Origin of the sequence: Pseudomonas gingeri, from assembly GCF_013385635.1 — a bacterium.
Classification (GTDB): Bacteria; Pseudomonadota; Gammaproteobacteria; order Pseudomonadales; family Pseudomonadaceae; genus Aquipseudomonas; species Aquipseudomonas gingeri_A.
In genome coordinates this window covers 585,912-601,801 of record NZ_JACAPR010000007.1, presented here as the reverse complement: position 1 = coordinate 601,801, position 15,890 = coordinate 585,912, and the positions used below count along the sequence as shown (strand labels likewise).

General features: G+C 65.6%; 2 protein-coding genes. Both read right to left on the bottom strand.

The window, feature by feature from the left end; all coding sequences use genetic code 11:
- Positions 1 to 661 precede the first annotated feature (661 nt).
- Complete coding sequence (locus tag HX851_RS45280; protein WP_177064344.1) at positions 662 to 11,236, bottom strand: non-ribosomal peptide synthetase; 10,575 nt, start codon at positions 11,234 to 11,236, stop codon at positions 662 to 664.
- A 15-nt stretch (positions 11,237 to 11,251) separates the two neighbouring features.
- On the bottom strand, positions 11,252 to 15,890 hold a 4,639-nt coding region (locus HX851_RS36235), incomplete at its 5' end, for a non-ribosomal peptide synthetase (protein WP_177065255.1).

Genomic DNA, 15,890 nt, shown 5'->3' with positions numbered 1-15,890 from the left:
ATCATTAGGCCAGTTCAAGCCGGCTCCTACAGGTTGGCGCATCACCACAAGGTATCGTTGTGGCCCCGTCCCGTGTAGGAGCCTGGCTTGCCAGCGATGGCGTCCGTACGGGCACCGCAAGACGCCAGGGCCTTATCGCCGGCAAGCCGGCTCCTACAGGTTGGCGCAGCACCGCGAGGTATCGTTGTGGCCCCGTCCCGTGTAGGAGCCTGGCTTGCCAGCGATGGCGTCCGCGCGGGCACCGCAAGACGCCAGGGCCTTATCGCCGGCAAGCCGGCTCCTACAGGTTGGCGCAGCACCGCAAGGTATCGTTGTGGCCCCGTCCCGTGTAGGAGCCTGGCTTGCCAGCGATGGCGTCCGTACGGGCACCGCAAGATTCCCGGGCCTCATCGCCGGCAAGCCGGCTCCTACAGGTTGGCGCATCACCACAAGGTATCGTTGTGGCCCCGTCCCGTGTAGGAGCCTGGCTTGCCAGCGATGGCGTCCGCGCGGGCACCGCAAGACGCCAGGGCCTCATCGCCGGCAAGCCGGCTCCTACAGGTTGGCGCAGCACCGCAAGGTATCGTTGTGGCCCCGTCCCGTGTAGGAGCCTGGCTTGCCAGCGATGGCGTCCGCGCGGGCACCGCAAGACGCCAGGGCCTCATCGCCGGCAAGCCGCCTCCTACAGGTTACGTGGCGTTTTCAAGCGTTCCAGCAGCGCCGTCAACAACCCCTGGGAGAGAATGATGCTGTCATGGTTCTCTTCCAGCACCGTTGAAGCCGCCAGCCCGTCGGGCGAACACTGTTCTACCAGCACAGACTGCGCCGCGCCGATTTCCCCGGCGGTCCTGCTCGCCCCCGCCCACCAGCAGTCCGGCCTGACCTGCAACGGCTTGAGCGTGAAAGCCTCGCTCAGCAACGCATTGGTGCGCAGCAGGCGATAACCGGTCTCGATTTCATCCTGCACCGCGATATCGCGGTAGACCTCACGCAAGCCCTCGGCACTGACGCCGCCGGCCAGCGCCACCTGATCGATGACCCAATCGGCAATCGCCTGCTCGTCGCTCAACTGCGCCCTGGCCTGCTCGATCAGCCCGACGATGGTCTGCTCCTCGACCCCGGGGACAAACGCCACGAGGCTACCGACCAGATTGGCAAACAGGCTCTGTTCCTCCTGCGCGGCATCCTCCACCGGCTCCCGCTCAGGGGCAAAGACCTCCAGCGCCGCCGGCAGGCTGGTGTCCACCAGACCGAGGAAACTCACCCGTTCACCAGCGCCCTCCAGCACATGGGCCACCTCAATCGCCAGGGCGCCGCCCAGGGACCAACCCAGCAGGTTGTACGGTCCTTCGGGCTGGGTTTTCCGGATCTGCTGGACATAGTAGCCAACCATTTCCTCCCAGGAACGATCGAACCAGCCTGGCACCACATAGCTTTTGTTGACCAGGCCATAGACCCGCCGGTCGTCCTTCAGTTGCCCCGCCAACGGGTAGTAGGAGTAGGTACCGCCTCCTCCGGGCGGCAGACAGAACAACGGCGCGGCATCGGTGCGGCAAGCATTCATGCTGATCACCGGCGTCTGCACTTTCGCCTCGCCTTCACGCATGAAGTCCGCCAGGTCGGCCAGGGTTTCCATCAACAGGAAGTCATGCAGCTTGATGGTCACATCGAAGACTTCACGCAGCCGCCCGACCAGCGAGATCACCAGCAACGAGTGTCCGCCCAGCTCGAAGAAGTTGTCGTTCAAGCCGACCGTCTCGACCTTCAGCAGCTCGGCCCAGAGGGCGGCCAGGCGCTGCTCCAGTTCGGTACGCGGGGCCACATGGGCCTGTTCGGAAACCGTGGCATCCGGTGCCGGCAGCGCCTTGCGGTCGAGCTTGCCGTTCGGCGTCAGCGGCATGCGCTCCAGCACCACCAGGTGCGCAGGCACCATATAGTCAGGCAAACCGGCTTTCAGATGGGCCTTGAGTTCGCTGCGCAGGGAATCCCCGGCCAGGCCGGCAGCCACTTCAGCCAACACCACATAAGCCACCAGTTGCTTGCCCGCCGGCCCCTCGATATCGATGACGCTGGCCGCGCGCACCGTTTCGTGCTCTTGCAGGCGTGCTTCGATTTCACCGAGTTCGATGCGGAAACCGCGAATCTTCACCTGATGGTCGAGACGACTGACGTACTCGACCACGCCCTCGGCACGGTAACGCGTCAGGTCACCGGTGCGGTACAGCCGTGCACCACCCTGCTCGCTGAAGGGATCGGGAACGAAACGTTCGGCGGTCAGTGCCGGACGCTGGTGATAACCACGGGCCAGGCCCTGGCCACCGATCAGCAGTTCACCCCGCGCGCCCAACGGCAAGGTGTCGAAATCCTCGCCGAGGATATGCAGCGTGGTGTTGGCGATGGGACGACCCAGCCAGACATCGTCGCTGGCTGTCAGGTAATGGCAGGCCGACCAGATGGTGGTTTCGGTCGGGCCATAGACGTTCCAGACATGCCCGGCCTGGGCGATCAGGCGCTGCGCCAGCTCGCCGCTCAACGCCTCGCCGCCGCAGAGCACCTTGCGTCCGGCAAACGCCTGCGCCGGTGCACTGTCGAGCAGCATGCGCCAGGTCGACGGCGTGGCCTGGATGACACTGACCGCCTGTTGTTCGATAACCGCCAGCAAGGCTTGCGGATCCTTGTTCTCATCGGTGTGCAACAGCACCACCGATGCTCCGCGCATCAACGGCAGGTACAGCTCCAGCCCGGCGATATCGAACGACAGCGAAGTCAGCGCCAGCACCCGGTCACAGGCTTCGATACCGGGTTGCCCGGCCATGCTGAAGAGGAAATTGCTCAAGCCCTCATGCCGCACGGCAACCCCCTTGGGCTTGCCGGTGGAGCCGGAGGTGTAGATCACGTAGGCGAGGTTTTCCGGCTGCGCGAGATTGACCGGCGGTGCGTCGCTGACGCCCTCCAGCCATTGCGCGGACAGGTCCAGGCACAGGCTGCGGACCCGTGGCGGAATCGGCAGGCGCGACACCAGGTGGCTTTGCGTCAGCAGCAGCCCGAGCCCGCTGTCCTCCATCATGTAGGCCAGGCGATCGCCGGGGAAGTCCGGGTCCAGTGGCACATAGGCGCCGCCGGCCTTGAGGATCGCCAACAGGCCGATCAGCATGTCCGGGCCACGCTCCACCGCGATCCCCACCAGCACATCGGGACCGACCCCCTCTTCACTCAGGCGTCGGGCCAACTGGTTGGAACGCAGGTCCAGCTGTCGGTAGTCCAGTTTCGTCTCGCCCCAGAGCAGCGCGGTCGCCTGTGGCGTTGCGCGGGCCTGCAGGGCAATCAGCTCATGGATGCACGACTGCATGGGCGCATCGCCGTCGGTGCGGTTCCATTCCTGCTCGATCTGCCGACGCTCGGCCTCAGCCAGCAGTGGCATGTCGGCAACACGCCGGTCGACATCGGCGGTGATCGCCTCCAGCAACGTACGCCAGTGCCGTGCCATGCGCTCGACCGTGGCGTGATCGAACAAGGCGGTGGCATAGGTCAGCGTGGCGCCGAGACCGTCATCGCTCTCGCTGGTGTCCAGGGTCAGGTCGAACTGCGCCGTGTGGCTGTCCGACGCCAGACCCTGAATCCGCAGGCCCGGCAGCTGGCGTCCGGCGCCACGCACCTGGTTCTGGTGGTTGTACATCACCTGGAACAACGGGCTGTGGCTCAGGCTGCGCTCCGGCTGCAGGGCTTCCACCAACTGTTCGAACGGCAGGTCCTGGTGTCCCTGGGCCTGCAGGGCGGTCTTTTTCACCTGTTGCAGCAATTCACGGAAGGTCAGCTCGGGTGAGAAATCGGCCTTGAGTACCTGGGTGTTGACGAAGAAGCCGATCAGACGTTCGGTCTCGACCCGGGCACGGTTGGCGACGGGCACGCCGACACGGATATCGGCTTGCCCGGAATACCGCTGCAACAGGGTCTGGAACGACGCCAGCAGCAACATGAACAGGGTCACGCCCTGCTCGCGGGCCGTGGCCTTGAGCGCCTGGATCAGGCCGGCATCGAATTCCACCGCCAGCCGATCCCCGGCATAACTCTGGTGGCCGGGGCGCGGACGGTCCAGGGGCAACTCCAGTACCGGCTGCTCGCCGCCCAACCGGGCTTGCCAGTAATCGAGCTGGCGACGCTGCTCGCCGGCCGCCATCCACTGGCGCTGCCAGACGGCGTAGTCGGCGTACTGGATCGGCAGTGCCGGCAATTCGACCTCGCGGCCCTGGCTGTAGCCTTCATACAACTGCACCAGCTCGTCGACCATGACCGGCATCGACCAGCCGTCGGCCACGATATGGTGCAGGGTCACCACCAGCACATGGGCTTGCGCCGTCAGCCGCAACAGCCGGACCCGCAACAACGGTCCCTGCTCCAGATCGAACGGCCGGCGGATTTCTTCGTCGATGTAAGCAGCGATGGCCGCCTCCGAGACCGGTTGTCCCGGCTGATCGACGTCGAGCACGAACGGTGCCGGCGACTGAACGATCTGGCAGGCCTGCCCGCCGTCCTGGCGGAACGTCGTGCGCAGGGTTTCATGGCGCGTGACCAGGGCCTCGAAGCTGCGACGCAAGGCCTCGACTTCCAGGACACCGTCGAGACGCAGGGCCGCCGGAATATTGTAGGCGGCGCTGTCAGGCTCCAGTTGCCAGAGGAACCACTGGCGCTGCTGGGCATAAGACAGCGCCAGCGGCTGGTCACGGTCCACCCGGGCAAAGGCCGGGGCCTGGCTGGTCGTGCCCTGCCCCGCCAGTTCGGCGAACTCGCCGAGGTTGCCGGTCTCGAACAGGCTGCGCAGGGACAATTCGACCTGCAGGCCCTGGCGGACCCGGGAAATGACCTGGGTGGCCAGCAGCGAATGCCCGCCCAGGTCAAAGAAATTGTCCCCCAGGCCGACCTGCTCGACCTTCAGCACATCCGCCCAGATCGCCGCCAACTGTTGCTCCAGCGCCGTGCGCGGTGCCACGTGCGCCGCTTGTGACAAACTGGCCTGTGGCGCCGGCAAGGCCTTGCGATCGAGCTTGCCGTTCGGGGTCAGCGGCAGGCGCTCCAGCAGCACCAGGTGAGCCGGCACCATGTAATCCGGCAGACCGGCCTTGAGGACATCCTTCAACTCGCGCCGCAAGCGCTCCTGCCGCGTCGCATCGCCCTGGGCCAGGGTCTCGTCGTCGGCCACCAGGTACGCCGCCAGTTGCTTGCCCGCCGCGCCGTCGATATCGACGACCAGCGCTTCACGCACAGCGGGATGTTCCTGCAGCCGGGCCTCGATCTCGCCCAGTTCGATACGGAAACCGCGAATCTTCACCTGGTGATCCAGGCGACCGTCGTACTCGATCACACCCTCGGCGTGATAGCGGGTCAGGTCACCGGTGCGGTACAGGCGTCCGCCGCCCTGCGTGTCGAATGGATCGGGAATAAAACGCTCGGCCGTCAGCCCCGGACGTTGATGGTAACCACGGGCCAGGCCCTGCCCACCGATCAGCAGCTCGCCACGGGCCCCCGGTGGCAGCACATCGAAGTCGTCGCTGAGGATATGCAGATGGGTGTTGGCGATCGGACGACCCAGCCAGATATCGTCACTGGCGGTCAGGTAGTGCCGCGCCGACCAGATGGTGGTCTCGGTCGGGCCATAGACGTTCCAGACATGCCCGGCCTGTTCGATCAGGCGCTGCGCCAGTTCGGCGCTCAGCGCCTCGCCGCCGCAGAGAATCCTGCAGCCGGCGAAAGCCCGCGGCGGCGCGCTGTCGAGCAGCATGCGCCAGGTCGACGGCGTGGCCTGGATCACATTGACCGCCCGTGCCTCGATGATCGCCAGCAACGCCTGCGGGTCCTTGTTCTCCTGCTGGCGCAAGAGCACCAGCGCCGCACCACGCATCAGCGTCAGGTACAGCTCCAGCCCGGCGATATCGAAGGACAGCGAGGTCAGCGCCAGCACCCGGTCCGACGGCTCGATACCCGGCTGCCCGGCCATGCTGAAGAGGAAATTCACCAGGGCGCCATGGGACACGGCAACGCCCTTGGGCTTGCCGGTAGAACCCGAGGTATAGATCACATAGGCCAGGTTCTGCGGCTGGGCCAGATTGACCAGCGGCGCGTCACTGAGACCAGCCAACTCGCCCGCCGACGTATCCAGGCAGAGACTGCGCACCTGCGCCGGAATCGCCAGGCCGGGTACCAGCTGGCTTTGCGTCAACAACAGGGCCAGGCCGCTGTCTTCCATCATGTAGGCCAGGCGGTCCGCCGGGAAGTCCGGGTCCAGCGGCACATAGGCGCCACCGGCCTTGAGGATCGCCAGCAGGCCGACCACCATGTCCGGGCCGCGCTCCAGCGCGACACCGACCAGTACGTCCGGACCGACGCCCAACTCACGCAGCCTGCGCGCCAGGCGATTGGACTGGCGGTCCAGCCGTTGATAACTCATCTGCCCGTCGCCGAACAGCAAGGCCACGCCCTGCGGTGTCTCCAGGCTTTGCGCGGCGATCAGCTCATGCACACACTGTGTGCTCGGATACGACGCTTCGCTGCGGTTCCACTCGCGCACGATCCGCTGCCGCTCGTCCTCACCGAGCATCGCCAGCTCGGCCACCCGCTGGTGGGCACCGCCGGCGATGGCGAGCAACAGGTTGCGCCAGTGGCCGGCCATGCGCTCGATGGTCGACGCATCGAACAGCGCACTCGACCAGGTCAGCGCGGCGCCCAGGCCATCGGCGTGCTCATGGGTATCCAGGGTCAGGTCGAACTGGGCGACATGGCTGTCCCAGGACAAGCCCTCCACCGTCAGTCCCGGCAGTTGCCGGGCCTCACCCGGCGCCTCGGTCTGGTGGTTGTACATCACCTGGAACAACGGGCTGTGGCTCAGGCTGCGTTCCGGTTGCAGGGCTTCCACCAGTTGCTCGAACGGCAGGTCCTGATGGGCCTGGGCCTCCAACGCCGCCTGTCGGGCCTGTTGCAGCAGCTCGCTGAACGTCATGCTCGGCGTGAACCCGGCACGCACCACCTGAGTGTTGACGAAGAAACCTATAAGACGCTCGGTCTCGACCCGGGTGCGGTTGGCGATCGGCACACCGACGCGGATATCGGCCTGCCCGGAATACCGGTGCAACAAGGTCTGGAACGAGGCCAGCAGCAGCACGAACAGGGTCACGCCCTGCTGCCGCGCGACGGCCTTGAGTGCATCGCTCAGTGGCGGCGCCAGCTCGATGGCCAGGCGCTCGCCGACATGACTCTGGATCGTCGGGCGTGGCCGGTCGGTGGGCAACTCCAGCACCGGTTGCTCGCCCCCCAGTTGCCGGGTCCAGTACGCCAGTTGGCGCTCCTGCTCGCCGGCCGCCATCCACTGGCGCTGCCACTGGGCATAATCGGCGTACTGCACCGGCAACGCTTGCAATTCAACCTCATGGCCCTGGCTGTAGCCGGCGTACAGCTGCACCAGTTCATCGACCATGATCGGCGTGGACCAGCCATCGGAGACGATATGGTGGACCGTCAGGACCAGCACGTGCTCGGTCTCCGCCAGTTGCAGCAGCCGGACCCGCAGCAAGGGGCCCCGGACCAGGTCGAACGGACGTCCGGCCTCGACTTCCACATAGTTGCGAATGGCGACTTCTCGGTCGATCGACAGGTCATCCGACAGGCGCTCCACGGACAAGGCAAATGCCGTGGCCGGATGAATCACCTGCACGGCCTGCTCGTCCTCTTCGCGGAAGGTGGTGCGCAGGGTTTCATGCCGGGCGATGAGGGTCTCGAAGCTGCGTCGCAAGGCTTCGCTGTCCAGGCTGCCGTTGAGGCGCAGGGCTGCGGGGATGTTGTAGGCGGCACTGTCCGGCTCCAGTTGCCAGAGGAACCACTGGCGTTGCTGGGCATAGGACAGCGCCAGCGGCCGGTTGCGATCCGCCAGGCCGAAGGCCGCTGTGGCCGCCGGCGCCGGTTGCTCCTGCAGCGCACTGCGGGCGAACGCCGCGAGGTCCTGGGACTCGAACAGATTACGCAGCGACACGTCCAGCGACAGGGTCTGGCGAGCCCGGGAAATCACCTGGGTCGCCAGCAGCGAATGGCCGCCCAGTTCGAAGAAATTGTCGCTCAGGCCGACCCGCTCGACTTTCAGCACCTGGGCCCAGATATCCGCCAGTTGCTGTTCCAGCCCGGTAGCCGGTGCCACATAGGTCTGCTGCAACTGGGTGACATCCGGTGCCGGCAGCGCCCGGCGGTCCAGCTTGCCGTTGGCGGTCAGCGGCATTTGCTCCAGCACGATCAAGTGCGCCGGGACCATGTAGTCCGCAAGCACGGACTTGAGGTACTCCTTCAACTCGCGACGCCATTGGCCCTGAGTGTCCCCGTCGGCCCGGGCCAGCGCCGGATCGGTCGGCACCAGGTAGGCCGCCAGTTGCTTGCCCGCCGGTCCGTCGATATCAAGGACAATGACTTCGCGGACATCGGCATGCTCCTGCAGCCGGGCTTCGATCTCACCCAGTTCGATGCGGAAGCCGCGAATCTTCACCTGGTGGTCGAGCCGTCCGGCGTACTCGACGACGCCTGCGGCGCGATACCGCGCCAGGTCACCGGCACGGTACAGGCGGCCGCCCTGCCCGTCGAAAGGATCGGGTACAAAACGCTCGGCGGTCAGCGCCGCCCGTCGGTGATAACCCCGCGCCAGACCGGCGCGGCCGATATGCAATTCACCGATGCAGCCCTGGGCCACGGGATTGAAATCGGCATCCAGGACATACCACGACAGGTCATGGATCACCTCGCCGATCGGGCTGACGGTAGCCTGCAACAGGTCGTCGCGAGTGATCGGCCGATAGGTGACATGCACCGTGGTCTCGGTAATGCCATACATGTTGATCAGTTGTGGCGACCGATCGCCGAAACGCTCGAACCAGGGTTGCAGGCTGCCGACATCCAGCGCTTCACCACCAAACACCACGTAGCGCAGCGCCAGGGCAGGCGCCGGCGGTGCCTCGCAGGCCACCCGCATCAGTTGCTTGAAGGCGGAAGGTGTCTGGTTCAGCACCGTCACCCCTTCGCTGACCAGCAATGGATAGAAATCCTGCGGCGAGCGGCTGATGTCGCGCGGCACGATGACCAGGCGGCCGCCATACAGCAGCGCGCCGAAGATCTCCCAGACCGAGAAGTCGAAGGCATAGGAGTGGAACATCGTCCAGACATCCCCTGCGTCGAACCCGAACTGCGCCTCCGTGGCCCTGAACAGCCGCAGGATATTGTGGTGCGGCAGCAGCGTACCCTTGGGCTTGCCGGTGGAGCCCGAGGTATAGATCACATAGGCCAGGTTATCGGGACCGGCCAGCGTCGACAGGCGCTCTTGCGGATAGCTTTCCAGCCAGTCGGCCTCCTGGTCCAGGCACAGGCTCTGGACCGTGGCCGGTACCGGCAGTTGCCCGACAAAGCGCGTCTGCGTCAGCAGCAGATGGATCCCGCTGTCCTCGATCATGTACGCCAGGCGTTCCTCGGGATAGTGCGGGTCCAGCGGCACGTAGGCACCACCGGCCTTGAGGATCGCCAGCAGGCCGACCATCATCTCCAGGCCGCGGTCCACCGCCAGTCCCACCAGCACATCCGGCCCCACGCCCAACTCGCGCAACTTGTGCGCCAGCTGGTTGGAGCGACGATTCAATTCGCGGTAGCTCAGGCTCTGCCCGTCACAGGTCACGGCGAGGGCGTCTGGCGTTTTCAAGGCCTGGGCCTCGATCAACTCGTGCACACAGCGCTCGCGGGTATAAGCCGTCGTGGCCGGGTTCCAGGCCTTGAGGGTCTGTTCGTGCTCCGTTTCACCCAGCATCGGCAAGACCGCGATCTTCTGCTGTGGATCCGTGCCGATGGCCTGCAGCAGGCAGCGCCAATGCCCGGCCAGGCGCTCGATGCTGGCGCGCTCGAACAGATCGCTGGCATAGGTCAGCGCGGCACCCACAGCGTCATCGCTTTCGAAGGTATCCAGGGTCAGGTCGAACTGTGCGGTGCGTTTTTCCCAGGGTAACCCTTCCACCCGTAGTCCGGCCAGTTCGCGGGCCTCGCCACGGACCTGGGTCTGGTGGTTGTACATCACCTGGAACAGCGGCGTGCGGCTCAGGCTGCGCTCCGGTTGCAGGGCCTCGACCAGTTGCTCGAACGGCAGGTCCTGGTGGGCCTGGGCTTCCAACGCGGTTTTCTTCACCTGTTGCAGCAATTGGGCAAAGGGCGCTTGTGCGTCGATATCGGCCTTGAGTACCTGGGTATTGACGAAGAAGCCGATCAACCCTTCGGTTTCCACCCGGCTGCGGTTGGCAATGGCCACCCCGACACGAATATCGCTCTGCCCGGAATAACGGTGCAGCAGGGTCTGGAACGACGCCAGCAGGAGCATGAACAGCGTCACGCCCTGCTGCCGGGCAACGGCCTTCAGGGAGCGGGCCAGTTCCGGCGCCAGGTCGATGGCAAGGCTTTGCCCGGCCAGGCTCTGGTGGTTGGGTCGCGGCCGATCGGTGGGCAGCTCCAGCACCGGCTGTTCGCCGCCCAGTTGGCTTTTCCAGTAGCCCAGCTGCCGCTCCTGTTCGCCCGCCTCCATCCAGTCACGCTGCCACTGTGCGTAGTCGGCGTACTGGATCGGCAAGGCCGCGAGCTCCACCTCGCGGCCCTGGCGATAACCGTCGTACAAACGGACCAGCTCGTCGACCATGATCGGCATCGACCAGCCATCGGAAACAATATGGTGCACGGTCAGGACCAGGACATGCTCGTCATGGCCGACCTCCACCAGCCTGACACGCAGCAACGGCCCGCGCTCCAGGTCGAAGGGCCGTTGTACTTCCGCCTCGACGCAATGCCGGATCCGCTCCTCCAGGTCATCACCGTCCGCGACCGCCAGGCCTTCCACCGCCAGCGTGAACGCTGCGGGCGGGTGAACCACCTGCACCACCTGTTCGCCGTCCTGGCGCAGGGTGGTACGCAAGGTTTCGTGACGCCCGACCAGCGTCTCGAAACTGCGCCGCAAGGCCTCGATATCCAGGCCACCCTTCAGGCGCAGGGCCGTCGGGATGTTGTAGGCGGCGCTGCCCGGCTCCAGTTGCCAGAGGATCCACTGACGCTGCTGGGCATAGGACAGCAGCGACGACGCCTCGGACTCCCGCCTGAAAATCGGGGTCACCCCGTACAGGTTCACACCCTGTCGCTTGAGCAACGCCGAGAGCGCCTTGCGCTCCCGGATGGACAGCGATTTTACGGAGTCGAGCAGCTCTTGCACTTTGGTGTTCTCCCGCTAAGCGATCAAATTATCGATTTCCTCCGCAGTAAGACGTTTGAGGGCGGCCAGCGATTTAGCCAGTTCGTCCTGTGCATGGTCACTTTGGCCGTTTTTCTGCTGCACCGCGCGACTGAAGTCGGCCAGGACCGGCAGCTCGAACAGCTCATTGAGCGATATCTCGATGTGCAGTTGATCGCGAATACGCACCATCACCTGCATCACCAGCAACGAATGCCCGCCCAGCTCGAAGAAGTTGTCGTCCAGGCCGACCCGCTCGACTTTCAGCACGTCGGCCCAGATCGCCGCCAGTTGCTGCTCCTGTTCGGTCTGCGGCGCCACATAGCGGTGCTGCAACAGGCTGGCGTCCGGCTTGGGCAGGGCCTTGCGATCCAGCTTGCCGTTGGCGGTCAGGGGCATCCGTTCGAGCAGTACCAGGTGCGTCGGTACCATGTAGTCCGGCAGGTGTTCGCGCAGATGATCTTTCAAGTCGTTGCGCAAGACCCCGGCATCCTCGCCGAGCCAGGCCGCATCCACGGGCACCAGGTAGGCCGCCAGTTGCCGGCCGCCGGGGCCGTCGATATCGACCACCACCGCCTCGCGCACCGCCTCGTGCTGTTGCAGGCGGACTTCGATCTCGCCCAGTTCGATGCGGAACCCGCGAATCTTCACCTGGTAATCGGTACGACCGACGTATTCCAGGACGCCGTCGAGGGCGCGGCGGCGCACCAGGTCGCCACTGCGGTAAAGGCGTTCGCCGGGCGTCGTGCCGAACGGGTTGGGGACAAAACTCAGGGCCGTGCGCTTCGGGTCCCCGAGGTAACCTCGGCCGACCCCCAGGCCGGTGATATGCAACTCGCCGGTGGCGCGCTCAGGCATCGGTTCGAGCAGGTCATTGAGCACGCTCAGGCGGTTGTGATCGGTCTCCAGGCCGATCGGCAGGTAGGCCCGCTCGCGGTCCTGCAACTGCACCCGGTGCAACGCCACGTCGTCCGAACACTCGGCCGGGCCATAGGCGTTGATCAGCGGGATATCCGGGTACTGGCGCAACCAGCGCTCGGCCAGGGCCGGGGCCATGGCCTCACCGGTGGTGAGCAGGTAGCGCAGGCTCGACAACCCAGCCTGCGGTCGGTCGAGCAGGCCCTGGATCAGCGCCGGCACCACTTCGAGCACGGTGATACCGGTCTCTTCCACATGCCGCAGCAACACCGCCGGATCCTGGACAATGCTCGATGGTACGATCTCGACCCGCGCCCCGCACAGGCCGGCCGTCAGCAACTGCCAGACGGAGATATCGAAGCTCTGCGACGCGGTCTGGGCGATCACATCGTGCTCGGTCAGGCCCAGGTAGGGCAGCTTGCTCAGTTGGTTGTTGAGCATCCCCGCCTGTTCCACCATCACCCCTTTCGGCATGCCGGTGGAGCCCGAGGTGAAGATCACATAGGCCAGGTGCCGCGCGGCATTCGCCGGTAGCGCGGCGAGCGGTGTGAGCGGCAGGGCCTGGTCCAGCACCTGTTCCCAGACCAGCAGCCGCGGACGGGCATCCGCTGCGATACGCTCCAGCAACTGCGCGGCCAGGGCCTGGCAAGCGGCACTGCAGACCAGCACGTCGCTGCCGCTGAGGGTCAAGATATCCGCCAGGCGCTGGGCCGGCAGCGTCGGATCCAGCCCCAGGTAACCGGCACCCGCCTTGAATGTCGCGACCACCATGCCCAGCAACGGCAAGCCACGCTCACCGAGGACCGCCACCAGGTCGTCGGCCTTGACGCCTTCGGCCTGCAGCGACTGCGCCAGGCGCCAGCTGTGTTCATCCAGCTCGCGGTAACGCCAGCTCTGCCCCAGGCAGGTAGCGGCCACCTGCTCCGGCACGCGCTGTGCGGTACGTTGGAACAAACGCGCGTAGCCCTGGTGCAGATCATCGCTGAGCGCTGTCTCGGCGTTCGCCTGCGCCACCGGCCGTGGCTGTTGCACGGCGGCCAGTTGCTGGAAGTCCATCTCGACCCCGGCGGCAAACGTCAACAGCACTTCACGCAGGTCGACCAGCAACTGCTCGACCGTTGCGACCTCGAACACCCGCTCGTCATAGGACAGGTGCAGGCCCAGGCTCGCCCCCGGGTAGATCACCACGGTGATCGGATAGTTGGTGTGGGTCCGTGAAGAACCGGACTCGATCTTCATGCTGTCGGCCTGTTCGCCGATGCTGTCTTCGATCGGCGCGTTCTCGAACACGAACAGGCTGTCGAACAGCGCCTGGCCCTTGCCGACTTCGCTGCTGCCCTGGATGGTCACCAGGTGCAGGTGTTCGTGCTCGCGCAGTTCCAGGTTGTGTTGTTGCAGCCCTTGCAGCCAGCCCTTGAGCGTCTGTGCGCCCTCGGCACCGGGGATGCGGACCCGCAGTGGAATACTGTTGATGAACAACCCCACCGTCGCCTGCATTTCCGGGAACTCCACAGGCCGACCGGCCACCGTGACGCCGAACAGCACGTCGCGCTGGCCGCTGTAGCGATGCAGCACCACCGCCCACGCTGCCTGCACCAAGGTGTTGAGGGTCAACTGGCTGGACTGGGCGACCTGGGAAAGCCTCTGCGTGTCGTCCAGGCTCAGGCGGCTCAGGCAATCGCCGGTGGACGAAGTCCCGGCATCACGACTGATCACCCGGTCGAACGGCAATGCGGTCGGCTGTTCGAAGCCGGCCAGTTCCTGCTGCCAGAACGCTCGCGAGACCTGCTCATCGCGATCCTGCAGCCAGGCAATGAAGTCGCGGTAACGCGACGGCAACGGCAACTGGCTGATGCGGCCTTCGACCAGGGCGCCGTAGAGTTCGAAGAACTCCGCGACGATGCCCATCCGGCACCAGGCATCGAGCAGGATATGATGATTGCTCAGGACAAAACCGTAGCGTTGCGGCCCGAGCTGGATCAGGCGCAGGCGGAACGGCACTTCGCCGGCCAGGTCGAAACCCTGCTGCAACTCGGCACCGAGCTCGGCACTCAGGCGGGCCTCGTAGTCGGCGGCATCCACGTCTTGCCAATCCATGAAGCGGATATCCGGCGTCGCGCTGCGATGGACGATCTGCACGATGGCGTCGCCGACATCCCAGCAGAACGAGGTACGCAACACTTCGTGGCGCTCGACCACGGTCTGCCAGGCGCGGGTAAAGGCGTCCCGGTCGATGGCGTGATCGATCAAGTAGCAATACTGCATCAGGTAGATACCCGAACCCGGCTCGCGCAGGGTATGCAGCAACAGGCCTTCCTGCATCGGCGACAGCGGATAGATATCGGCGATGTCCTGCACCGCTACCGGCAAGCGCCCCAGTTGTTCCTGGGTCAGGCGGGTCAGCGGGAAGTCCGATGGGGTGACTCCGGCGACACCCTCGGCGGTGCAATGGGCGATCAGCGCCTCGAGCTCGCGACGGTAGTCATCGGCCAGTTGCTGCAGGGTGCGGGTATCGAACACCTCGCGGCTGAAGCCCCAGTGCAGCTCCAGTTCTCCGCCCTGGACCTGGCCGTTGATGCTGATCAGGCTGCCCAGCGGCGCCTCGTCGTCCTGGCCCTGGCCACTGCTTTCGCCGGACAGGAGGAACAGGCCGTCCGCGGCCTCGACAGCCGGGTCGACCTGGCCCAGGTAGTTGAACACGATGCTACCCTCGGCCAGGGCCCGCAGCGCCTGGCGGGCCGCCGGCGAACCGAGGTAACGCAGGACGCCATAGCCGATGCCCTTGTTCGGTACCGCGCGCAATTGCTCCTTGATGGTCATGATCGAACCACCCAGCGAGTCCCGAGGGCTGAGTTTCACCGGATAGAGCGTACTGAACCAGCCACTGGTACGGCTCAGGTCGAGGTCGTCGAACAGGTCCTCGCGGCCGTGGCCTTCGAGGCGGATCAGCGCATCCGGTTGTCCGGTCCAGCGGCTGATCACCCGCGCCAGGGCCGTCAGCAACAGGTCGTTGATCTGCGTCCGATAGGCCGCCGGCGCCTCCTGGAGCAGGCGCCGGGTCAGCCCGGCATCCAGGTGCGTGCGCACCGAGGCCGCATGACGCTGTTGCAATCCCCCCTCAGGACGATCACAAGGCAAGGTGTCGCTGACACCCTGCAACTGTGCCTGCCAGTAGCCCAATTCCTGCTCCAGTTCCGGGCTGGCGGCATAACGGTGCAGATGCTCGGCCCAGGCTTTGAGCGAGGTGCTCTTGGCCGCCAGCACCGGCGCCTGGCCCTGGGCGATGGCCAGGTAGGCGCTTTGCAGGTCTTCGAGCAACACCCGCCAGGACACTGCGTCCACCACCAGGTGGTGGATCACCAGCAACAAGCGCTGTCCGCCCTCGGGCAGGTTGACCAGGACCGCCCGCAACAGCGGACCGTCCGTCAGGTCCAGGCTGCGCTGGGCTTCATCCACCAGTTCGGGCAACCCGCTCGACGCCGCCAGTTGGCGAACCCACAGCAGTTCGGCGCTACGGACCGGCGCATAACTCGCCCGCCACTGACCGGCGTGCCGAGCGAAGCTCAGGCGCAGGCCGTCGTGGTGCTCCAGCAAAGCCGACAGTGCCGCTTCGACAAAGCCGGCGTCCAGCGGATCGCGGGCCTTGAGCATCACCGACTGGTTCCAGTGGTGACGCCGGGCAATGTCCATTTCGAAGAAGCGTGCCTGGATCGGCAGC